Source organism: Pseudoalteromonas xiamenensis, assembly GCF_017638925.1.
In the GTDB taxonomy this organism is placed as follows: Bacteria; Pseudomonadota; Gammaproteobacteria; order Enterobacterales; family Alteromonadaceae; genus Pseudoalteromonas; species Pseudoalteromonas xiamenensis.
In genome coordinates, this window is sequence record NZ_CP072133.1 from 3,170,364 (window position 1) to 3,192,599 (window position 22,236).

18 protein-coding genes and 4 pseudogenes are annotated in these 22,236 nt (G+C 43.7%); 15 read left to right on the plus strand and 7 right to left on the minus strand.

Annotated features, from left to right (window positions below):
* Positions 1-23: 23 nt before the first annotated feature.
* Both J5O05_RS21980 and J5O05_RS15335 read right to left on the minus strand, forming a co-directional pair.
* A complete protein-coding gene (locus J5O05_RS21980; protein ID WP_244369656.1) occupies positions 24-272 on the minus strand; it encodes a hypothetical protein in 249 nt (82 codons plus the stop codon).
* A gap of 97 nt (positions 273-369) precedes the next feature.
* Positions 370-840: a hypothetical protein gene (locus J5O05_RS15335; protein WP_208842804.1), complete on the minus strand. Its 471-nt coding sequence runs from the start codon at positions 838-840 to the stop codon at positions 370-372.
* Positions 841-932: 92 nt separating this feature from the next.
* Between J5O05_RS15335 and J5O05_RS15340 the strand changes: the two genes are divergently transcribed.
* Entirely contained in the window at positions 933-1,316 is a 384-nt protein-coding gene (locus tag J5O05_RS15340) for a response regulator (protein ID WP_208842805.1), read from the plus strand.
* A gap of 92 nt (positions 1,317-1,408) precedes the next feature.
* Here J5O05_RS15340 and rpsT read toward each other — a convergent pair whose 3' ends face one another.
* Positions 1,409-1,669, minus strand: a complete 261-nt coding sequence (gene rpsT, locus J5O05_RS15345; RefSeq protein WP_208842806.1) for a 30S ribosomal protein S20 — start codon at positions 1,667-1,669, stop codon at positions 1,409-1,411.
* A 352-nt stretch (positions 1,670-2,021) separates the two neighbouring features.
* On the opposite strand from rpsT, the gene murJ reads away from it, so the two are divergent.
* The 13 genes and pseudogenes from murJ (at position 2,022) to J5O05_RS15405 (ending at position 16,799) form a co-directional block, all read left to right on the plus strand.
* Positions 2,022-3,599 (plus strand): murein biosynthesis integral membrane protein MurJ, encoded by a 1,578-nt coding sequence (gene murJ / locus J5O05_RS15350; protein ID WP_280117663.1) that lies wholly within the window; start codon positions 2,022-2,024, stop codon positions 3,597-3,599.
* 76 nt (positions 3,600-3,675) lie between these two features.
* Positions 3,676-4,603, plus strand: a pseudogene (gene ribF, locus J5O05_RS15355) (bifunctional riboflavin kinase/FAD synthetase).
* Positions 4,604-4,631: 28 nt separating this feature from the next.
* Positions 4,632-7,456 (plus strand): annotated as a pseudogene (ileS, locus tag J5O05_RS15360) (isoleucine--tRNA ligase).
* A gap of 24 nt (positions 7,457-7,480) precedes the next feature.
* Positions 7,481-7,973: pseudogene (gene lspA / locus J5O05_RS15365) on the plus strand (signal peptidase II).
* Positions 7,970-8,410 carry an FKBP-type peptidyl-prolyl cis-trans isomerase gene (gene fkpB / locus J5O05_RS15370; RefSeq protein ID WP_208842808.1) on the plus strand — a complete coding sequence of 147 codons (441 nt, stop codon included), beginning with the start codon at positions 7,970-7,972 and terminating at the stop codon, positions 8,408-8,410. The pseudogene lspA and the gene fkpB overlap by 4 nt, the downstream one beginning before the upstream one ends.
* The gene (gene ispH / locus J5O05_RS15375; RefSeq protein ID WP_208842809.1) at positions 8,410-9,339 is read left to right on the plus strand and encodes a 4-hydroxy-3-methylbut-2-enyl diphosphate reductase; all 930 of its coding nucleotides are present in this window, start codon (positions 8,410-8,412) and stop codon (positions 9,337-9,339) included. The genes fkpB and ispH overlap by 1 nt, the downstream gene beginning before the upstream one ends.
* Positions 9,340-9,682: 343 nt before the next feature.
* On the plus strand, positions 9,683-11,065 hold the full coding sequence (locus J5O05_RS15380) for a response regulator (protein WP_208842810.1): 1,383 nt from the start codon (positions 9,683-9,685) through the stop codon (positions 11,063-11,065).
* Between the two features lie 184 nt (positions 11,066-11,249).
* Positions 11,250-11,795 (plus strand): type IV pilus modification protein PilV, encoded by a 546-nt coding sequence (pilV, locus tag J5O05_RS15385; RefSeq protein WP_208842811.1) that lies wholly within the window; start codon positions 11,250-11,252, stop codon positions 11,793-11,795.
* A 3-nt stretch (positions 11,796-11,798) separates the two neighbouring features.
* Positions 11,799-12,791 carry a PilW family protein gene (locus J5O05_RS15390; RefSeq protein ID WP_208842812.1) on the plus strand — a complete coding sequence of 331 codons (993 nt, stop codon included), beginning with the start codon at positions 11,799-11,801 and terminating at the stop codon, positions 12,789-12,791.
* Entirely contained in the window at positions 12,791-13,255 is a 465-nt protein-coding gene (locus J5O05_RS15395; RefSeq protein ID WP_244369658.1) for a pilus assembly PilX family protein, read from the plus strand. The genes J5O05_RS15390 and J5O05_RS15395 overlap by 1 nt, the downstream gene beginning before the upstream one ends.
* Before the next feature lies 1 nt (position 13,256).
* On the plus strand, positions 13,257-15,992 hold the full coding sequence (locus J5O05_RS15400; RefSeq protein WP_341874695.1) for a pilus assembly protein: 2,736 nt from the start codon (positions 13,257-13,259) through the stop codon (positions 15,990-15,992).
* Positions 15,993-16,044: 52 nt separating this feature from the next.
* Complete coding sequence (locus J5O05_RS23000) at positions 16,045-16,395, plus strand: hypothetical protein (RefSeq protein WP_341874696.1); 351 nt, start codon at positions 16,045-16,047, stop codon at positions 16,393-16,395.
* Between the two features lie 35 nt (positions 16,396-16,430).
* On the plus strand, positions 16,431-16,799 hold the full coding sequence (locus J5O05_RS15405) for a type IV pilin protein (protein WP_425281504.1): 369 nt from the start codon (positions 16,431-16,433) through the stop codon (positions 16,797-16,799).
* A gap of 71 nt (positions 16,800-16,870) precedes the next feature.
* On the opposite strand, the gene J5O05_RS15410 is transcribed toward J5O05_RS15405, so the two are convergent.
* Positions 16,871-17,395, minus strand: a complete 525-nt coding sequence (locus tag J5O05_RS15410; RefSeq protein ID WP_208844545.1) for a GspH/FimT family pseudopilin — start codon at positions 17,393-17,395, stop codon at positions 16,871-16,873.
* A gap of 301 nt (positions 17,396-17,696) precedes the next feature.
* Positions 17,697-18,239 (minus strand): prepilin-type N-terminal cleavage/methylation domain-containing protein, encoded by a 543-nt coding sequence (locus J5O05_RS15415; RefSeq protein ID WP_208842814.1) that lies wholly within the window; start codon positions 18,237-18,239, stop codon positions 17,697-17,699.
* Between the two features lie 129 nt (positions 18,240-18,368).
* On the opposite strand from J5O05_RS15415, the gene glnB reads away from it, so the two are divergent.
* Positions 18,369-18,707, plus strand: coding sequence for a nitrogen regulatory protein P-II (gene glnB / locus J5O05_RS15420; RefSeq protein ID WP_208842815.1), 339 nt, complete (start codon positions 18,369-18,371; stop codon positions 18,705-18,707).
* Positions 18,708-18,775: 68 nt separating this feature from the next.
* Here the strand turns inward: glnB and dapD are convergent, their stop codons facing one another.
* Both dapD and glnD read right to left on the minus strand, forming a co-directional pair.
* Positions 18,776-19,600 (minus strand): 2,3,4,5-tetrahydropyridine-2,6-dicarboxylate N-succinyltransferase, encoded by an 825-nt coding sequence (gene dapD, locus J5O05_RS15425; protein ID WP_208842816.1) that lies wholly within the window; start codon positions 19,598-19,600, stop codon positions 18,776-18,778.
* 9 nt (positions 19,601-19,609) lie between these two features.
* Positions 19,610-22,229: pseudogene (gene glnD / locus J5O05_RS15430) on the minus strand ([protein-PII] uridylyltransferase).
* Between the last annotated feature and the right edge of the window lie 7 nt (positions 22,230-22,236).

The following is a 22,236-nucleotide window of genomic DNA, read 5'->3' on the forward strand; positions in this document are numbered from 1 at the left end:
GAACAACCGACAGGATGCAATCTTTATGCGTGTTTGCCAAGACTAAGTGGGCTATAAGTGAACACTTTAAATAAATAAAACGTATTTATTAAGATAAGGCTCAAGTTAGACACAACACTGGTATTCATTAAGTCAAAAGCAAAAGACAAAAATAGCATACTACATGCTGCGGTCGCAGCAATGCGCAGCAAGCGTACTTGGGTGATGAAAAAGGCACCTAAGCCAAGTACTAATAGAATTACATTTACAAGCCAGTGAAGTTCGTTGAGCATTTTCTCGTTTAATCATGGTGGTCAGGAAGGTGGCCATTATGGTGATCCTTTAACCACCTTTCAAACGAGTATTTTTCTCTATTTCGGATTAGTTATTTTAATTCGAAATTAATTTTATCATCGCGGCGAAAAAGCCTTTTTTTGCTACAATTTGATAACGCTGACAACTGTCAGGATTATTTTCTTCAACACATAAATACAGAGTGTTGCGATCAAGCGCTGGCCTTGGGTGTAAGTTTGAGTCGAATAACACAGGGTTTAAGCCGGGCAAGCCAGGCCAGTAGACACTTTCGGCAACCATTCCCAACTTTTCGTACGTAATAAGTTGTGGCTTTGGAAACAAGATAGCGATAATGAGCAAGACGGCAGCGGTTCCCCAGCGTTTCGTATTAAATTTCTTCGGTTGTTCAGCCTGAGTAGCTTGTTGTGCCAATTGCTGTTGGCGTAAAAGCTGTTGTTGGCGCTGTAATTGCTGAGGTGACGGCTTTTTGTTCGCTGGACGCTTTATTTGCTTTTTTGCCGACGTTGCACCAAGCAGTGCTTGTTTTTTTTGTTGTTGATTTGCCATGAGAAGCTTGTCGCCTTTTGTTGCAGGACTCTATAATAGTTCTATGCTATTAATATAGCGTATTTTGCTATGTCAGCCTATGGGAAAGGAATATGGAATCACAAATCTCAATTTTAATTGTTGATGATGTAGGGACAGTGCGCAGTTTTTTACACCAAACGCTCACCCATTTGGGGATTGATAATGTTAGAGAGGCGTCTACGGCGACTCAATGTGTAAAGGCATGCGAAGAAAGGCATTTTGATATAGTGTTTCTTGATATTGAGTTACCTGATGGTGATGGTAAAGATCTGATTGCGCGTCTGAGTGAAATAATTCCAGATGTGAATGTCGTGATGGTGTCAGCTCATTCAACCGTAGAAAATGTAAAAGATGCAATTGAGCGCGGTGCGAAGGGGTTTGTCGTAAAACCATTTTCACCTAAGAAAATAGCGGCAATGCTAAAGAAATTCTATCCAGACCTTGAATTAGCGTAATGTATTGATGTGATTTCGTATCGGTAAAAGAGTAGGGCTTTAAAAAGCAAAAAACCGGCAAAAGCCGGTTTTTTTAGTCTTGCAAAAACAAATTATAGTGCTTTGATTTTAGCAACTAGACGGCTCTTGTGACGAGCAGCTTTGTTTTTGTGAATAAGACCTTTTGACGCGTAACGGTCAAGGATTGGCGTAGCTACAGCTAGTGCTTGAGTTGCAGCTTCTTTATCGCCAGCTTGGATAGCAGCGATTACTTTCTTAGTGAAAGTACGCATCATTGAACGACGGCTTGCGTTGTGCTTGCGGCTTTTTTCGCTAGTTACAGCGCGTTTTTTTGCAGACTTGATGTTAGCCAAGGTATGCTCCTAACAATCTTAAAATAAGCTTAATTTAAAGGCCGAGGACTATGCCTGTTTTCACCATGAAAGTCAACGTTAATTTCACTTTCACGCGCCTTTTACTACTTCATTAATTGGCCTGTAGTACACTTGCTCGTTGACCAATTTGGCAATGAAGTGTGGGTCACTCAGGCACTTGAACTGCTTGATTTCACCATCACCTGGCCGTTTAAGCAGTTATTGGCGCGCATTGTAACAAAGCTGAAGTATGCCGCATAGTCTAAATTCTAATAATGTTGTGGTTTTTAATCTCTGACGTTGTAAAGCTGTGGCATAATGCGTCGGTTAAGGTGTTTTGGGAAGAGTAGTTGTGGCCAAAGGCTTATTTCGTTCTGGGATGATTGTGAGCGCGATGACAATGATATCGCGCGTGATGGGGCTAGTGCGCGACTCCGTGGTTGCGAATATTTTAGGTGCGGGGGCGGCGGCGGACGTCTTTCTATTTGCTAACCGAATTCCTAATTTTTTGCGCCGTTTGTTTGCTGAGGGCGCATTTGCACAAGCATTTGTACCCGTACTGGCGGAAATAAAAGAACAACATGGTGATGACAAAGTTCGTCTCTTCGTTGCTCAAGCTGCGGGAACATTGGGCACAATTTTAATGTTGGTTACGTTGCTCGGTGTTATTGGTTCCCCCATAGTTGCTGCACTATTTGGAACTGGGTGGTTTATTGATTGGTGGCAAGGCGGGGAAGATGCTTATCGGTTTGAATTAGCCTCGAGTCTATTGAAACTCACGTTTCCTTATCTTTTTTTCATCAGTTTAGTCGCACTCAGTGGTGCGGTACTGAATGTTTACAATCGCTTCGCCGCTGCTGCATTTACGCCCGTGCTTTTAAATATCTCAATCATATTGTGTGCAATTTATTTGCACGATAAGTTTGAAGTGAGTGCCTACGCGCTTGCATTAGGGGTGTTTATTGGCGGAGTGGTTCAATTTTTGTTCCAATTACCGTTTTTGGCGAAGCTGGGTATGCTAAAAATGCCAACCTTTGCATGGCGCTCACCTGAAATCACAAAAGTCCGTAAGCTGATGATCCCTGCGCTATTTGGTGTATCTATTAGTCAAATCAACTTGTTATTAGATACTGTCATTGCGTCACTTTTGGAAAAAGGCTCTATTGCTTGGTTGTATTATTCCGATAGGTTGATTGAGTTTCCACTTGGATTATTTGGTATCGGTATTGCGACCGTTATTTTACCGACGCTATCAAAATTGCATGCAAATGCGAAACTTGAGGATTTCCAACACACGTTGGACTGGGGGGTTCGCTTTGTTTTATTGCTCGGCTTTCCGGCGATGTTAGGGTTGTCGGTTATTAGCCCTCTCATTATTACCGTGCTTTTCGATCATGGTGCGTTTAGTGCCTCTGATGTCGACAACGTTCGAGCGGTATCGCTCGGCGTGATGGCCTATTCGGCAGGTTTGGTCAGTTTCATGCTTATCAAAGTATTGGCGCCTGGCTTTTATTCACGTCAGGACACCAAGACCCCGGTAAAAATCGGCATCAAGATGTTGGTGTTGAATATGGTGTTTAATTTAATGCTCGCCCCATTCATTGGTTATCTGGGTTTAGCTTTAGCAACATCGCTATCAGCAACGTGCAATGCTTGGTTATTGTATCGTCATTTGAAAAAACAAAACGTCTACACGTTGTCTCATTTTAGCGTGTGGTTCACGGCAAAATGCGTGGTCGCCAGTGTTGTGATGGCGTTCGTGGTCATGCAAGTGTCACAGGCTTTTTCATGGCAAACTTGGGCTTTGGCTGAGCAGATTGGTTTACTGTGTGGTGTGTTAATGGTGGCTGGCATTGTTTACTTCAGTATTCTCTTTATATTAGGCATTCGACTTAAAACCATCAAAGACGTGTCAAATTCTACCCTGTAGTGTGTGTGCAAATGGGCATAACTTGGGTATAATCGGGCACTTTAGTGAAATTTTTGAGCGGCCAAGCAGGTTAAAAATGCAGTTAATTCGAGGTATCCACAATATTCGTCCTTGCCACTATGGTTGTGTACTGACGATTGGAAACTTTGATGGTGTGCATTTGGGCCATGCAGCAGTGATCAAAGGTCTAATGCAAGATGCAGAAAGGTTGGGGTTACCAAGCACCGTGATGCTTTTTGAACCTCAACCGCAAGAGTTTTTTGCAAAAGACAAAGCGCCCGCGCGGTTGACGCGTTTAAGAGACAAATTGAGATTGCTTGCAGAGTTAGGCGTAGAGCGCGTCATCTGTGTGAGTTTTAATCACCGCTTCGCCAATATGGCGGCAGAGCAATTTGTTGACGATATTCTTGTAAATAAGTTGGGTGTCAAAGCATTAACGGTAGGTGATGATTTCCGTTTTGGGCATAAGCGTGTAGGTGATTTCGATATGCTGCAATCGCTTGGTGAACAAAGTGGCATGGCCGTGAAAAGCACAGCTAGTTTCAAGAATTTAAATTCTCGCGTTAGTAGCACCCTAATACGCGAAGCGCTTGCAAAAGGGGAAATCGGTCTTGCCAATGGCATGCTTGGTCACCCATATGCGATTGCAGGACGTGTTATACATGGCTGGAAGAAAGGCCGTGAACTTGGTTTTCGAACCGCCAATGTTGCACTGAAACGTGAAGTGAGTCCCGTGCACGGCGTATTTGCCGTTCAGGTATCTTTAAACGGCAAACAGTTTAAAGGGGTTGCCAATGTTGGCACTAAGCCAACATTGAATGGCACAAAAGCGTTGTTAGAAGTCCATCTTTTTGACTTCGAACAAGAGATCTACGGTCAGTTTATTCATGTGGAGCTTCTTCATAAGCTTCGCAACGAGAAAAAAGTTTGAAACCTTAGCGCACCTCGTCACACAGATTCATCAAGATGTGGCAGATGCACAGCAATGGTTTAGTGTTAATTAATCAGTAGCCGATACGGAAAGTAGGATAAATGAGCGACTACAAACATACTTTAAATTTGCCGGAAACAGAGTTTCCGATGCGTGGCAATTTGGCGCAACGCGAACCAAAAATGCTTAAAGCTTGGTACGAACAAGATTTATACGGTCAAATCCGTAACGCAAAGAAAGGTAAAACGCCGTTTATTCTTCATGACGGCCCGCCATACGCAAATGGTGATATTCACCTTGGGCACTCAGTAAACAAAATCCTTAAAGACATTATCGTTAAATCGAAGACATTATCCGATTTCGATGCGCCATACGTTCCTGGCTGGGACTGTCACGGCCTACCAATCGAGCTACAAGTTGAGAAAAAAATCGGTAAGCCAGGCGTAAAAGTGACTGCTGCTGAATTCCGTGAAGAATGCCGTAAGTACGCAGCGAAACAAGTGGAAGGTCAAAAAGCCGACTTTAAACGCCTAGGCGTTTTTGGTGATTGGGACAATCCGTATTTAACAATGAACTTTGATTTTGAAGCTAATGCAATTCGTGTACTTGGCCGCATTATTAAAAATGGTCATCTACACAAAGGTGCAAAACCTGTTCATTGGTGTACAGATTGTGGTTCGGCCCTTGCAGAAGCGGAAGTGGAATATCAAGACAAGCAATCACCAGCGATTGACGTACGTTTTAGCTTTATTGATGAAGCAGCCGTTGTTGCCGCGTTTGATACCAAAGATGGTCACAACGGCAAAGGTCTTGTAAGTACCGTTATCTGGACAACAACACCGTGGACACTTCCTGCAAACCGCGCAGTTGCCGTAAACGCGAATCTTGAATACGCATTGGTTCAAGTCGAAGACGAAGGACAAGAGCAACGTCTGGTACTTGGTTCTGAGCTAGTTAAAGACGCGATGGACCGTTTTGGTTTTGCGCATTACCACGTTCTTGGTTACGTAAAAGGTGCAGCGCTTGAGAATTTACGTGTAGCGCATCCATTTTATGAATTTGACGTGCCAGTGATCCTAGGTGATCACGTTACAACTGATTCGGGTACAGGTATTGTTCACACAGCACCAGGCCACGGTCAGGAAGACTTTGCAGCCGGCTTAGGCTACGGTCTTGAAGTAGCAAATCCAGTTGGTGCAAATGGTGTGTATCTCCCTGATACGCCGATTTTTGCAGGCCAGCACGTTTTCAAAGCAAACGATAACGTAATTGAATTACTGAAAGAGAAAGGTGCTTTGTTACGTCATAAAGCCCTTAACCACAGTTACCCACACTGTTGGAGACATAAAACGCCTATTATTTTCCGTGCAACGCCACAATGGTTTGTCAGCATGGATCAGGCTGGTCTTCGTCAGCAGTCGCTTGCCGAAATCAAGAAAACACAATGGCTGCCAGAGTGGGGCGAGAGCCGTATTGCGAACATGGTTGAAGGCCGTCCAGACTGGTGTATTTCACGCCAACGTACTTGGGGTGTGCCAATTGCTTTGTTCGTTCATAAAGACACTGGTGCATTGCATCCAAATACAGAGGTACTCATTGAAGATGTTGCGAAGCGCGTAGAACAAGCGGGTATTCAAGCTTGGTACGATTTAGACGCTGAAACGTTGATCGGTGATGATGCACAAACGTATGTAAAAGTATTAGACACGTTGGATGTGTGGTTCGACTCGGGCGTGACGCATGCGTGTGTCGTTGACGCGCGTGAAGACTTAACGGGTCCTGCAGATCTTTACTTAGAAGGTTCTGATCAACACCGCGGTTGGTTTATGTCTTCAATGATGACGTCTGTTGCAATCAATGGTCATGCGCCATACAAACAGGTGTTAACGCACGGTTTCACGGTTGATGAAAATGGCCGTAAAATGTCTAAATCATTAGGAAACGTGATCTCTCCACAAGACGTGATGAACAAAATGGGCGCAGATATTCTGCGTTTATGGGTTGCTTCAACGGATTACACTGCTGAAATGACCGTGTCGGATGAGATTTTCAAACGCTCTGCAGATCGCTACCGTCGTATTCGTAACACGGGTCGCTATTTATTAGCGAACCTAAATGGCTTTAATCCTGAAACGGACATGGTTGCAGTAGACGAACTGGTTGAGTTGGATCGTTGGATCCTAGCTCGTGCAGCAGATCTTCAAGCAGAGTTGATAAAGTCTTACGACAGTTACAAGACTTTGGAAGTCACTCAAAAACTAATGAACTTCTGTACTGGTGAACTGGACCATTCTACCTAGATGTTATCAAAGACAGGCAATATACCGCGAAGAGTGACAGCCACGCTCGTCGTTCTTGCCAAACTGCGTTGTTCCATATCGCAGAAGCAATGACACGTTGGATGGCACCAATCATGAGCTTCACCGCTCAGGAAATTTGGGAATTGTTACCGGGCAAGCGCAGTGCGTTCGTCTTCACAGAAACTTGGTATGACGTAATAAACTCGGTATCTGAAGGTTCACTCAATAACGACTTCTGGCAAACAGTGTTACACGTTCGTGATGAAGTAAACCGTGTCCTTGAGAATGAGCGTAAAGAAGAGCGTATCGGTTCTGCACTTCAAGCGGAAGTCACCTTGTACACAGGCGGTGAGCTTGCTGAGCAGCTTGCTTCGCTGGGCGACGAGTTGCGCTTTGTGCTACTAACATCGAAAGCTTCTGTCGAAGTGGTACAAAATAAGCCAGACCATGCCGTGGACTCTGAAATCGATGGTCTGTTTATTGCGGTTGCTGCAACGGATGCGCAGAAATGTGAGCGTTGCTGGCACTACTGTGATGATGTTGGTGCACATGCAGGTCATGAAACAATCTGTGGACGTTGTGTTAGCAACGTAGATGGAGATGGCGAAGTCCGCCAATTCGCTTAGGAGTAGCTGGTGAGCGATACACCATTGAAAAAAAGCGGCTTAATTTGGTTATGGTTTAGTCTGCTGCTACTTGCAGCAGACATGCTGACTAAATACGTCGTAATGAACTCGATGCAATTGGGCGAATCAATCGAGATTCTTCCAGTATTTAATTTTACCTATATGCATAACTATGGAGCGGCCTTTAGCTTTTTGAGTGAAGCTGGTGGCTGGCAACGTTGGTTCTTAAGCATTATCGCCGTGACGGTGAGTGTGTTGCTAACTTATTGGCTTAAAAAGTTACGTGCAGACCAATGGCAGTTGTGCAGTCGCGTATGCCATGGTATTAGGTGGCGCGATTGGCAATTTATTAGACCGTTTAATTCATGGCTATGTTGTCGATTTCATCCACTTTTATTATCAACAATGGCACTACCCAGCATTCAATATTGCTGACATCGCCATAGTTTGTGGTGCAGGATTGTTAATTCTTGATGCTTTTCGAAGCAACAACGATAAGCAGGAGACTAATGCATGAGTGAGCAAGTGATCGGCGCAAACTCGGAAGTTGTATTTCATTTCTCAGTTAAACTATCGGACGGTTCGGCCGCGGATTCTACCAAAGTCCATGATAAGCCTGCTAAGTTGGTCATGGGGGACGGCAGCTTAACCGCAAACTTTGAAAAGTGTTTACTCGGTTTAAAACAAGGTGACAATAAGTCATTCGAACTTCAGCCTCAAGACGCGTTTGGCATGCCAAATCCAGACAATATTTACTACGTTGACCGCAGTAAATTTAGCGTTGAAGTTGAACCAAAAGTCGGAGCTATCATTGCTTTTACTCAGCCTGATGGCACTGATTTACCGGGTATTGTTCGTGATGTTGCTGGTGACTCTGTAACGGTTGACTTTAACCACCCGCTTGCAGGCCAAGTCGTGACTTTTGAAGTCGACATTTTAGAGGTCAAAAATTAATGGATATTTTGTTGGCCAACCCTCGTGGTTTTTGCGCTGGCGTCGATCGTGCAATCAGCATCGTAGAACGTGCATTAGATTTGTTTGAAAAACCAATCTACGTAAGACATGAAGTGGTTCATAACAAATACGTTGTTGAAGGCCTTCGCAATCGTGGAGCGGTTTTCGTCGAAGAGTTACACCAAGTACCAGATGATAGTATCGTTATCTTCAGTGCGCACGGCGTGTCTCAGGCAGTACGAAGTGAAGCAAAACGTCGTGAGTTGAAAGTGTTCGATGCGACCTGTCCGCTTGTCACAAAAGTCCATATGGAAGTGACACGAGCCAGCCGTAAAGGGACGGAATGCGTGCTTATCGGGCACCATGGTCATCCTGAGGTTGAAGGCACAATGGGGCAATATGACAACCCGAAAGGGGGAATATACCTCGTTGAAACGCCAGACGACGTTGCGAAACTTGAAGTAAAAGACGCAGATAACTTGTTTTACTGTAGTCAAACCACGTTATCGGTCGATGATACTTCAGAAGTGATAGATGCATTGCGTGCTAAATATCCAAATATCCATGGACCGCGTAAAGACGATATTTGTTATGCAACACAAAATCGTCAAGACGCTGTACGTGATTTAGCTGAAAAAGTAGAACTAATACTAGTTGTAGGTGCTAAAAACAGCTCAAACTCAAACCGTTTACGCGAACTGGCTGAAAAAATGGGCACAAAAGCGCACCTAATTGACGATGCCAGCTGCTTAGACCGTCAGTGGTTTGATGGTGTACAGAAAGTTGGTGTTACCGCCGGCGCATCCGCACCAGAAGTGTTGGTACAAAATGTTATCACCCGTTTGAAAGAATTCGGTGGTCAAACAGTATTTGAAAACCCTGGCGAGAAAGAGAACATCGTGTTCGCCGTGCCAGTGGAACTTCGTTAGTATTGTAGGGCAAGAGAAATGCGCTCAGTCACTCAACTTGAGCTACACCTCTTGCCCGCTTTGTTCAGCTCTCGAGGTGTGTTAGGCGCAATAGTCCTCATCCAACTCCTCAATTTTATACTCGCATTTTCACCTTTAAACGAAGCAGAACCATGGATAGCCCTTGGGACCGTAACGTTATTTTCCCAATGTGTTTTGCTTATTTCGCTGACACTTTTGTATTTTAGTCAACGCTTCGTTATGCGTTTTGAGATCCATACTGCAATGTGTAGCAATCACGATAAGTGTCATCTTCACAACGGTTTCGTTCAGTTTGGGGCTAGTCACGTTCGAGCCAAGTTTAGTGACACAAGATTCGTCAACATTTGTTCTGAGCGCCGTGTTTGTGAGTATGCTTGTTGTCGTGTTGATGCTGTTTGTGTTGTCGTTTTACGCTGAAAACATTCATAAAGTTGAATTGCTTGCTGAAGCTAAATTACAGGCATTACAAGCCAGAATGCATCCCCATTTTCTGTTCAATAGTTTAAATGCAGCCGCCGAATTGACTCATATCAACGCACAAGCGGCTGAAAATATGTTACTCGACTTAGCTAAGTTGTCACGAAATGCGCTAATGGAACGAAGTCACACCACTTTAGAAGAAGAAATTGAAGTGGCTCATGCGTTTGTGAATATTGAAAAATGGCGGATTGGTGAACGCTTGCAGGTAAATTGGGACATCGATACTAAAACTAATTCCGTCGTTGTTCCTTGCCTCATTCTGCAACCACTCATCGAAAATGCGATTAAGCATGGTATTCAAACCTCGTGCGCAGGTGGCTTTGTCGATGTGGTGGTGACATCTAGCAATACGCTAGTAACAATCTCGGTGAGTAATCCGAGTGCGAAACAACCGACAAGCCAAAAAGGCAGTGGCATCGCGCTTGATAATCTTCGCGCAAGGCTTGCGTTGTTTTACAACATGAAAGCAAGTTTACAGATCCACGAAAGTGATAGCATATTTAGAGTTGAGTCTCACTATACCGAGGGATTCTCGACAATGAAGTACGTCGTCGTTGATGATGAAATGTTGGCGCGTGAAAGGCTGAAACGATTGCTGAGTGAGTTTAATTGGCAATGTGTAGGTGAAGCTCAAAATGCTAAACAGGCGTTTGAAGTCATCCAAAGTACTTCTCCCTCGACCGTGTTTTTGGATATCAATATGCCAGAAGAAAGTGGTCTTGAACTGGCAAAAAAACTAAGTGCGTCGCTGCCAACGCTGAATCTTGTTTTTGTGACTGCCTACCCAGAACACGCATTGGATGCGTTTGAGGTCTTCGCTAAAGGTTATTTGCTAAAACCAATTGACCCAAAAAAACTTGAGCAACTTGTTGGACAGTTCCCTGCGGGTCGGTCTCAGCACCCAGATAAAATAACCGTCCAACTTGGCAATGTGACAAGTTGGGTCACTATCAACGGTATCATAGCTGCCTTCTCGGAAGATAAATTAACCAAGCTCGTTCATCAGGAAGGTGTGTATTACGTTGACATACCATTAAAGCAATTTGTTGCAAAATACAGTGATGTATTTATTCAGATTCATCGCAACACAATAGTGAATCGAGCATTTTTAACTGGGATTAAGACAGTCGAGCAATCTCATTTCGCGTGCGTGAAAGGCATTGCCGAACCTTTAGTGATAAGTCGCAGGGCGTATCAAGAGTTAAAGACCATTCTAGCGCGTTAGACGCTTGTCATTGTAAATCGTACGTCGTTCAAATTTTTAATAGCAAATAGACAAAGAGCAAAACGGAATGCAAATTCGTTCGACAACGACCGTTTATCCGAAGGAAGAACCTTCCATCCGATACTTGTTGGTGTTTAGATTTAGCTAGATTATGGTTACCGTGTCGAAAAGTTTGAGTTTAATTATGAGATCAAATCGCGGATTTACCTTAATTGAAGTGTTGATTGCATTTTTTGTGCTGAGTTTTGGTTTACTCGGTGCCGTAGCGCTTCAAGCTAAAGCCAAACAAGCCAGTTTTGATTCGATGCAACGCGCGGCGGCGGTAGCATTAGCAAACGACATTATGCAGCGTATTCGAGTCAATGATTTCAGCACGTTATCAAACCTCTATAAAGTCACCTTTACTAGTCAGACGGCACTTTCTCAGTCAAATAGTTGCTTTTCAAATTCTTGCACATCACAGCAAATAGCAAACCTAGATATTGAGCAGTGGAAACTCGCGATCCGCGCTCGAGAGAATACAGGGGCACTCGAAAACACCACCGTGTGTATCACGCCAACAAAGGCGGCGGGAGGTAAAGGCAACCGTTACAATATTGAAGTAGTAGTCAGTTGGGAAGGCAGACAAAAATTAGAAGGAACAGATGCCACAAATGCAATTAGTTGTGGCACTGCTTCCAATAAACGAAGAGTGGTCCAAATGACAAGCTTCTTATTAGTGCGAGTGTAAAACATGAATAAAGTACGGGGCTTCACACTGATCGAATTGATGATCTCTTTGTTCATTGGGGGATTAATTTTAGGGGGGGTGATGTTCACTTACCTCAGTATGAAATCCACCACTCGAGACACCATGACGATAGGTGAGCTGCAAGAAACTGGGCGTCTTGCAATGACGATAATGCAGCGAGACATCGAACAAATTGGTTTCTGGGGCACATTTTATGAAGATGGGTTTACCAATCAAAATAATTCATCCCCAGGTAATCCTGCTGGCGATTGTTTTGGTGGGTTGAATAACGGAAGTTTTCCCGACACAGAACCGACAAATTTTCGTCCAATATACGCGGACGTAATAACAGGCACTACTGCACTTAGCTGTATAACCAATGGGAAGCAGGGCACAGAAGCCATTCAACTCAAATTTCTAGAGGGGAGTCCGCTTGCGAATCAGGGTAGCGCACTGATAAATAAATATTATTTTGTTGCGGAATTAGAGCAATCGCAGTTTATGACAGGGGCTAATTTACAAGCCGCGATTCTAAATGTGAACGCCACGCTTTGGCCTTATAGCCATCATGTTTATTACATCGCCAACGAGACCTTAATTCTAAGTGGCAGGTCACTCTCGGTGCCGGTGCTGCGCCGCAAAAGATTAACGGTGAATGGCGGCATCACAGATGAAGCGATTATGGAAGGGGTCGAAGACATCCGTTTGTTATTCGGTCTTGATACCACCGCGGATGGTCGTGTAAACCAATATAAAGCGACAAGCGCAATGACCGCGTCTGATTGGGAAAATGAAGATGCTATTTTAACGGTTCAATTATTTATCTTAGTTCGGAGTTTGGAACCTGATGCAGACTTATCCCTTAAAAACCAAACGTATACACTCGGCCACGATCCGAACAAACGTGTTCATACGTTCACAGATAAATACCGCCGGACGGTCTTTAGTACCACTATAAAGCTGAGTAATATGGGGGCAAATTTATGGCGCATGTAATGAGACGTCAAAAAGGTATCGTGTTAGTTATGGCGATGGTCATGATTGTAGCCGTGACCACCGTGGCAGTATCGCTCATGAGTAGCAGTAGTATCGATTTAAAAATAACCAATGCGGCTCAAGAACGTGAAATGGCCGAAAATCAACTGTATGGTGCGGTGCAAGAAATCATTTCTGAACAACAAGACATGAAAGGTAACTTGAGTGTTTTCATGCGTACTCAGCCACAAATGCCTGGCGGGAAAATAGAGTTTACCGAAGGAAAAACAAACAACGTTTTAACCAATTTGAACAATGGCCCTCTAGCGTTACGTTGCCCTCGGAGTTATGGCTATACCGAAGGAGTGGTTTGTAACATGACACAATTAGAAACTTCGGTCGAATATGGCTCGAAGAGCAGGCATCGGGTTACGGTTGTGTCGGGGATTGCTCAAGAAATGTTGAGTACGTCGGAGGTAAATTAATATGTTTCGTAAGCTTGTTGTTTTATTGATGTTGCTTTCAATTGTGTCCAGCCCTTCTTTTGCAGAAGACATTGAGCTATACGTGACGCACAACTCGAGCACAAAAGAACGTCCGCGAGTAATGATCTTGTTCGATACATCAGGGAGTATGGCGTGGGATGTAAATGATGGTGAGGCGTGTTATCTCTATGACAGAAGAAACCGCTATTACTATGGCGTTTATTGTTTTGATAGTACTAAAACTAGTACCACCTGCTATAAATACAACTCAAGAGGTCGCTATTATTATTCAACAACTTGTGGTCCAAGCCGCTTGTCTGTTGCGCAAAGCGCTATAACTAAACTTGTTCAAGAAAATAGCGACATTGATTTTGGTTTAATGCGTTTATATAGCGATAAGGGGGGTTATATTCTGAATGGACTGGGGGCGTCGCAATCGAGTTTAGTTAATCAAATTGCCAACTTACCTGCCGATGGCTCGACACCCATATCGGAAACGTTGTGGGAAGCGTATCTTTATATGACTGGCCAAAATACCTACTATGCGTCAAGCCACAGTGATAGAGATAAGAACGTCGAAAGTAGTAGTCGGTATATTTCCCCTTTTTCAAATACGACACTGACTCGTTGCGATAATTCGGTCAATATGATTCTAATGACCGATGGTGATCCGACTAATGATTCGGAGCAAAACTACAATATTTACTATAAATATCACGATTATTTTGGCTCGTATCCAAGCTCAACATCTGGTAGTTATCTCAATTCGTTAGCAAAAATTTTATATGGTTCTTCAGACCAAATTGTCGATCTTTATCCTGCAACGTCGACAACCAAAGATTTTTCACGTGTTTACACCATCGGCTTCGGTACTGGTATGTCATCGGGAGGCAAAACGCTGCTTGAGCAAACTGCAAAAGATGGCGGCGGACAGTATCTTCACGCCAATACAGCGTCGGAATTAGTTGAAGCGCTAGAAAAGCAAATCAACAACATTCGGAAAGTTAACGACAGTTTTAGCTCACCGGCAGTTGCTGTGAGTAGCTCGGATCAAACTCAAAGTCGAGATTCTCTCTATTTCACGATGTTTTATCCTGAAACGCATGCGAGATGGGGTGGAAACCTTAAAAAGCTGAAAGTTCAAAATGCGCAAATTGTTGATTTGAGCGGTCAACAGGCACTTAACGACGCAGGACTTATTGACCAAAAGACCACCACTTTTTGGTCTACGCCGCAGTCTCAAGATGGTAACCAAGTGCGCCAAGGTGGGGTTGCTGAAGTGCTCGCTAAACAGACATCTCGCACTGTCTACTCGAATTACAATGGCTCTAGTCTCAAAAGTTTCGATTACACGACGGCATTAAATACTTACGGAACAACATCAAAGTTAGGTACTGCGTTCAATGCGAATGCTGGGGATGTAGCCAACATTATTTCGTGGGCTAGAGGTATTGATGTTAATGATGAAGACGGTGATAAGAGTTATACCGACAGACGAGAAGACATTTTTGGTGACCCATTGCATTCCAAGCCCGTAACGATGGATTACGGAAATAATGATATCCGAGTGATCGTTGGCACAAACGCAGGTTTTGTGCACATGTTTAAAGATAACGACGAAACGGCTTCTGAATCATGGGCGTTTATACCAGGCGAGCTTTTACCTATTCTTAAACCGACAATGGATAAAGAGGCAAGTAAGAAGTATTACGGTATGGACGGTCCTCTTTCGGTTCATTTTGATGATAAAAACCAAAATGGTGTTGTGGATTCAGGCGATTCGGTTGTTGTTATCGCTGGTATGCGTCGGGGTGGCACGAGCTATTACGCGATTGACATTACAAAACCTGATCAACCTTTTCTCAAATGGACCATCAAAGGTGGTGCAGGTGATTTCCAAGAGCTTGCACAAACATGGTCTTCTGCAAAGTTTACTTACATCAAAAAATTGGGGAAAACCCCTGTGGCAATCTTTGCCGCTGGCTTTGATACAAACAAAGATAATGTAACTAAGTCAAATGATACTAAAGGTCGTGGGATATACATCGTAGAGGCGTTAACAGGTAAACTTGTTTGGGCATTAACACCATCAACCGGCTTTAAAGGTAAACACAGTATGGCTGCGGATGTTGCACTACTTGATTCTGATTACGACGGTTTTACGGATAGAATATATGCTTCGGATCTCGGTGGTGGGGTCTGGCGGGTTGATTTACCAGGAGAAAATCCAACGGATTCGAAAACACCTTGGACGCATTTTCAACTAGCGGATCTTGCAGGGTCCAATTCTGCGGGCGACCGAAAATTCTTCTATCGCCCAATGGTTGCACGAACTGTATTTAGTAAAGTGACAAACAAAGTCATTGATGGGAAAGTGTTCAAAACACGTAGAGATACGCCGTATGAGGCAATATTACTGGGATCCGGTAACCGCTCTCATCCAAATGAGACCTCTGCAAATGACATGCTTTTTGCGATTCGAGATGAAAACACAGTTACACAGTCCTTTACGTCAAATATTCCTGCAGCCGTCACGATAAATGATCTGATGGATATAACGAGCGATCCATTCAAAGGACAAGTCGATGATTACAATGGCTTTGTCAACATTGAAGTGACTCTAGCCTCGTTCAAAGGCTGGAAATACAGTCTGGGTGTTGGTGAAAAATCACTAGCCGCAGCTGTCGGTTGCTGGGGGGATTGCGTATTTCACAAGCTTTACACCTGCAGACCTTAATACTAACCAGTGTTCACTTTCAGGTGGTAAAGGGCAGCTTTATGCGTTTCATATGCACTATGGAACACAGGTATACGAGCAGCTGAAATATGAAACGAGCTATGATGTGCCAGATACACCCAAATTATTTTTTAGCTGTGAAAAAAATTCGGGTAGCGAAGCATGCACGGCGACAGTTCGCATGGTAGGACCTGCAATAAAGAAAGTGACGACTGATGATGGCAGTCAAAAAGCGAGCTCACAAGGCGGCACTCCTTGGGCACCTGTGGAAGTCTTAGGGCCTGAACCTGTCTTTATTGATGGTAAAGCTAAGTTAACAAATGATAATGCGCCAATTGGCTTTGGCTTAAGAACAATCCAAATGTATATCTATAAGAAAGAAGAACATGATGAGAAGAAATAATAAAAGTAGCTACGGATTCTCCTTAATGGAGCCTCATGATTACGATTGCTATTGTTGGGATCCTCGCCTCTGTTGCGGTGCCCTCGTATCAACATTATGTTATCCGTTCGGCTCGTTCAGAAGCCATGACGAGCTTACTTGATGCCGCAAACAAGCAAGAACAATACTTTGTTGATAACCGCGTCTATGCGACAGACCTAGCGAATTTAGGCTTGAAAACAACGACGGAAAACGGTTTTTATTCTCTTGCAGTCAACGTGGTGGGTAATGAATTTACTATCACAGCAACGCCCATAGCGGGACCTGTGCGTGGAGATTCAATTTGTTCGACGCTAACTATCAATGAAATAGGGGTGAAAGGTGCAACAGGATCAGGTGGTGCTAACACCTGTTGGGAGCGTTAATCGACTCATTATGGCGACGCAGGTCAAAGGTAGCCTAATTTACAGCTATCTTTGACTTGCTAGTCTGTAAATCACTCTTCACATTTTAATTCATCTCGAAGCTTTGTTCTTCCGGAATGGTTTAGTGACAGTGATTGTCCTACTTTTTCCCCATTCAATAATTTTATGCAATACGTAAATGTTCCGTTGTGAAGCCCCCTAGGCGTGCCATCAGGTCTGAAAGTAATGGCTTTTCTAGGATATTCAAATTCTACGTACTCATGTAGAGATTCACCGATGTGTATGACTTTTTCATCTTGATCAAGTTCGCTATTACCATTGCTATCGACAAATATAGTGGGACTCTGACCCCAATCGGTTAGTTTACAGCGTTTTTCAACAAGTGGGCAAAATGTTACGAGGGCGGTGTGAGTGATAGCATGATGACGCGTTAAATGTACATAGTGTTTGTAGATCAACATATCGTTTTGCATGCGATACTTAAGCAGTAAATCATGGATATTAGGCAGGCCGATACAGGTTAATATAACCAAAATAGCCATGCTCACGATGGTTTCAAGGAGCGTGAAACCGCCTTGTTTGGAAAAATGCATCATAAACAATCCTTGTTTTGATAGAGGTGTATTTTCTGAACTTCACAGTGCGCTGTTGTAGCGTCAGGCAGCTGAAAAATCGTATAAGTTACTTTTTTGGCGTGGACTTACCGTTTCTGAAATTACTAAGATACTAAGCTGTTTATTCTTAAAGCCGCGAGTAGCCGAACGATAAGAAGCTAAAATGGTGGAAGAAAATCTAGTCGAGAATAGGTGGTTTGCAAGAAGCTTGAGAAAAGATCAAGCTGGTGATTGTTGTGAACAAGCAAAATGACACCAGCTATGTAACGTCGAAATTATTTTGCTAACCGCAACTCGATGTTGTATCGCCATTAAACAAAGCTGTACCGCCTTGCGAGACGGTTAATTGTTGGTTATTTTCATTGTCGGTATTGGGGCAATAAACAATTGTGGTTGCTTGCCCATCCGCCAAACGGCCACTTGAATCGTATTTGAAACGCGTGACGCTCATTTTCAAGTTATCGTGCGTTGGAATTAACTCCATCGTTCTTAAAAGCACATCTGTACCGCTATCAAAGTTATAATCTTCATCGTAGTCTACGAATACAACAACCTGATTAGCCTGCCAATTTCCCTGACAAGTAAAGGATGACCGTGCGCTGATGTTTGCCGGTGGCGCTGCACACAGTACGATAATTTCATCTGAAGCGGTTGATTTCGCGCGTGCAAACATAAAATTGCGTTTCAGCTCGAGCAAAAAACTTTCTGCTCTGTTTGTCTCTAACAAGGTTTTATTACTGATGAGAGCAAAACTTGCAATAATCGCCAAAATTGCGATAGCAATAATCACTTCCATAAGCGTAAAACCACTGGCCGACTTTTTCATACTTACTTCCTAGAAGCTGAATATAATTCATTATGACGCGATTTTTGTATTAGGTTCAATGAGTTTGTTTGCGAACACTCTCGAGATTGTCTAAAATCGACGCAACTAATAGAAAATAAAGCTCAAAAGATGAAAAAGATCGAAGCAATTATTAAGCCCTTTAAGCTAGATGATGTTCGAGAAGCGCTCTCTGACATTGGCATTACGGGTATGACTGTGTGCGAAGTGAAAGGGTTTGGACGCCAAAAAGGCCATACTGAGCTCTATCGTGGCGCGGAATACATGGTGGATTTCTTACCTAAAGTGAAGCTCGACATTGTGCTTGCTGATGAAGACGTAGACCGTGCTATCGAAGTGATACTTAAAACGGCGCAAACCGGAAAGATTGGCGACGGTAAAATCTTTGTCACGGAAGTTGAACGGGTTATTCGTATCCGTACAGGCGAAGAAGACGAAGAAGCGATTTAATTCGTTCAGAAATTTAAAAGTTGATACTCATACATTTAACGTTAAAAAAAGCGCACTAGGCGCTTTTTTTATTCAACCGAACGAAGTAGGGCGTTAATACCCACTTTTTCGCGAGTTTGCTTGTCTACTTTTTTCACGATGATGGCTGCATATAGGCTGTGAGAACCATCTTTGCTCGGAAGTGAACCTGGCACAACGACTGCACCTGCTGGCACTCTGCCATAGTGAATTTCACCCGTCTCACGATCATAAATACGGGTACTTTGTGAAATATACACACCCATTGAAATAACCGCACCTTCTTCAACGATGACGCCTTCGACGATCTCAGAACGAGCACCGATGAAACAATTGTCTTCGATAATGGTAGGATTCGCTTGAAGGGACTCTAGAACGCCGCCTATGCCAACGCCACCTGATAGGTGAACATTCTTACCAATTTGTGCGCATGGTTCCACTGTGGCCCATGTATCGACCATTGTACCATCATCAACATAAGCGCCAATATTGACATAGGAGGGCATCAATACGACGTTTTTCCCCACATAACTTCCTTGGCGTGCTACAGCGTTAGGTACAACGCGCATACCTTCTTGTTTAAACTGTTCCGGAGTGTAATCAGAGAACTTCAGTGGGACTTTATCGAAATACTGATTAACACCGTCGTGCATGGGTTGGTTGTCTCGAATACGGAATGACAGCAATACTGCTTTTTTCAGCCACTGATGTACAACCCACTCACCGCTAATCTTTTCAGCCACGCGTGCAGCGCCTGAGTCCAAAAGTGAAAGTGCTTGGTTAATTGCAGATGCAACATCTGGTGCAACAGTGCTTGGGCTAATACTGTCTCGGTTATCCCAAGCTGTTTCAATGATGGTTTTTAAATCAGACATAGTTTCCTCTTATTCCGATTCGGCATTTAATTTTTTAAGTAATGCACGATGAACTTTCACTTGCTCTTCATCAGAAAGTGACAAGTAAGCTTTATTTGATACGACGAAAAAGTCTTCCGCTCGTTCGCCAACCGTCGTAATTCGAGCGGCGTGAATGTGTAATTCTAAATCTTCAAATACTTCTGCGATTTTCGTCAATAAACCTTGAATATCGATTGCTTGAATTTCAATTAGGTTCCGGTCTTCACGTGCATGAGGGCGCACGATGACTTGCGGTTTAATATTAAAGTCTTTGAAACGCTGTGAACGATTTTTCTTAATCCGAACTTTCTTTTTCGGGTCGGCCAGCATTTGTTCAATCCCTTTGTGAATGGATTGAGACTCGACTACTGGAAATCGCATCGCCGTTGGTTTCCAAAATAACGAAATTGTAGACCACATAGCCATCTTTAGTCGTCATCACTTGAGCATGCTGAATTTGAGCCTTTTTGGAACCAATGACGCTGACTAATTTTACGAACAAGCTCGATTCGTAAGGACTATAAACAAATACTTGCGTACCACCATGGAGAGGCTTCGAAGACACTGTCACGCTAGGTTGACTTAAATCTTTAGATTCCAATAGGTGTCGAGTATGCCAAGAAATTTGCTCTTCACTGAACGCGGTAAAGTAATTCGCTTTAAAGCGTGTCCAAATTAAATCGACTAAATCATCTCGGAAGCCTTTTAAGACCAAGCGCTGCTTTGCTTGCTGCTTTTTATCACGGATTTGGTCACGCATGTCCATCGGGTTTTCAAGGCCAAGTCGCAGGGCGCGCTGCGTATGGAGATACAGCTCTCTCAACAGCGTATTTTTCCAGTCGTTCCACAGGTTATCGTTGGTTGCGCGTATGTCTGCCACCGTCAAGCAGTACAAGTAATCAAGTTGACGCTCGTTCTTAATTTTTGAGGCAAATTCAGCGATAACATCGGGATCATTGATGTCTTTTCGTTGTGCTGTAACCGACATCAATAAGTGGTTTTCAACCAGCCATGCTACTAGTTTTGAATCTGAAGAGGTGAAGCCGTGCATTTTACAAAAGGCAAGCGCATCAACCGCACCGAGTTCGGAGTGATCACCTCCTCTTCCTTTCGCAATATCGTGGAAAATAGCGGCAAGATAAAGGAGTTCTGGTTTGTCCATACGCGTCACAATTTCGGAACACAGTGGAAAAAGAGTTTGCTGTGCTCTATCAAAATATTGGTAAATATTGTTGATGAGCTTATGGGTGTGTTCGTCTACTGTGTAGGCATGGAAAAGGTCGAATTGCATTTGACCGAAAATATTGCGCCACTGCGGTAAATATGCCGCAATAATGCCATGTTTGTGCATGAGTGTGAACGCACGCCCCATTCCATTGGGGTGTTTAATCAACCGCAGTAAGGCATCGCGGCACGCTGCATAATCCTGTAGATCACCAAGTAAGCGGCGACGCACTTGGCGCATGGTTCGAATAGTGTTGGGTTCAATTTGGGTAATGCTAGGGTTTTCGGCAATGTGCTCAAACAACACGAAAAGTTGTTCACGACGGAAAAACACCGATGGGTCTTTTACCCTAATTTTGTTGCCAACTTTCTCAAAGTTACGATCAAGCGGGACAGGAACATGCTGATGTTCTTCAGGAACGATGCTTTCTTCAAAATAGGCAAGCAGCATTTCATTCATTTCGCGAATGCGACTCATGATCCTAAATAGGCGCTTCATCATGCGTTCAACGGACGCTTTGCCTTCAGCACCGAAACCAAGAAGTTCTGCGGCATGAGGTTGATGGTCAAACAATAATCGGTTTTCTGAGCGTCCAGCCGCGAGGTGAAGTGCGAAACGGATGTTCCACAAGTTTTCTAGACACTCGAGTAATTCCTGCGACTCTTCGTGAGTTAAATAACCGTGGTCTATTAACTCTTCAAGCGTTTCAGCTTGGAAGTGCTTTTTCGCAACCCAAAGAATGGTTTGAATATCGCGAAGTCCACCTGGATTTTCTTTGATGTTTGGTTCGAGGTTGTAGGCAGTACCGTGGCACTTCTTATGTCGAAGGTTTTGCTCATTGACTTTCGCAATAAAGAAATCATCCGAACGCCAAAGAGGACTGTCTTGAATATGGCGTTTCAACCGTTCGTACGCGATGTGGTTACCACAAATTAGGCGGCTCTCAAGCAGGCTGGTGGTAAAGTGGACATCATGCTGTTTTTGTTCAAGCACTTCTTGATGAGTACGAACACTGTGGCCGATATCGAGATTGAGGTCCCAAAGGAACGTCACGAACTGCTCCAACTGCTGGATAACCGTGTCGCTTGGTTTATCGTTGACCAATAATAAAAAGTCGATATCGGAGTAGGGGTGCAATTCGCCACGGCCATAGCCGCCGATTGCAATTAATGCCATATCCGCTTGCAAAGCAAGTCCACATTGATTGAACAATTTTATGAGTAGACGGTCGACAAACTCGGCGCGAGCATTGATAAGGTTTCTGACTGGCTGCTTGGTAAACTCGTTATGCAACCATTTGTAGAAGTAAGCTGAACAATCTTTGTATTCTTGAAGCTGCTCGGCAGAATCGAGCAGCTGTTTTAATTTATTCGGCAAGGCCAACGGATAA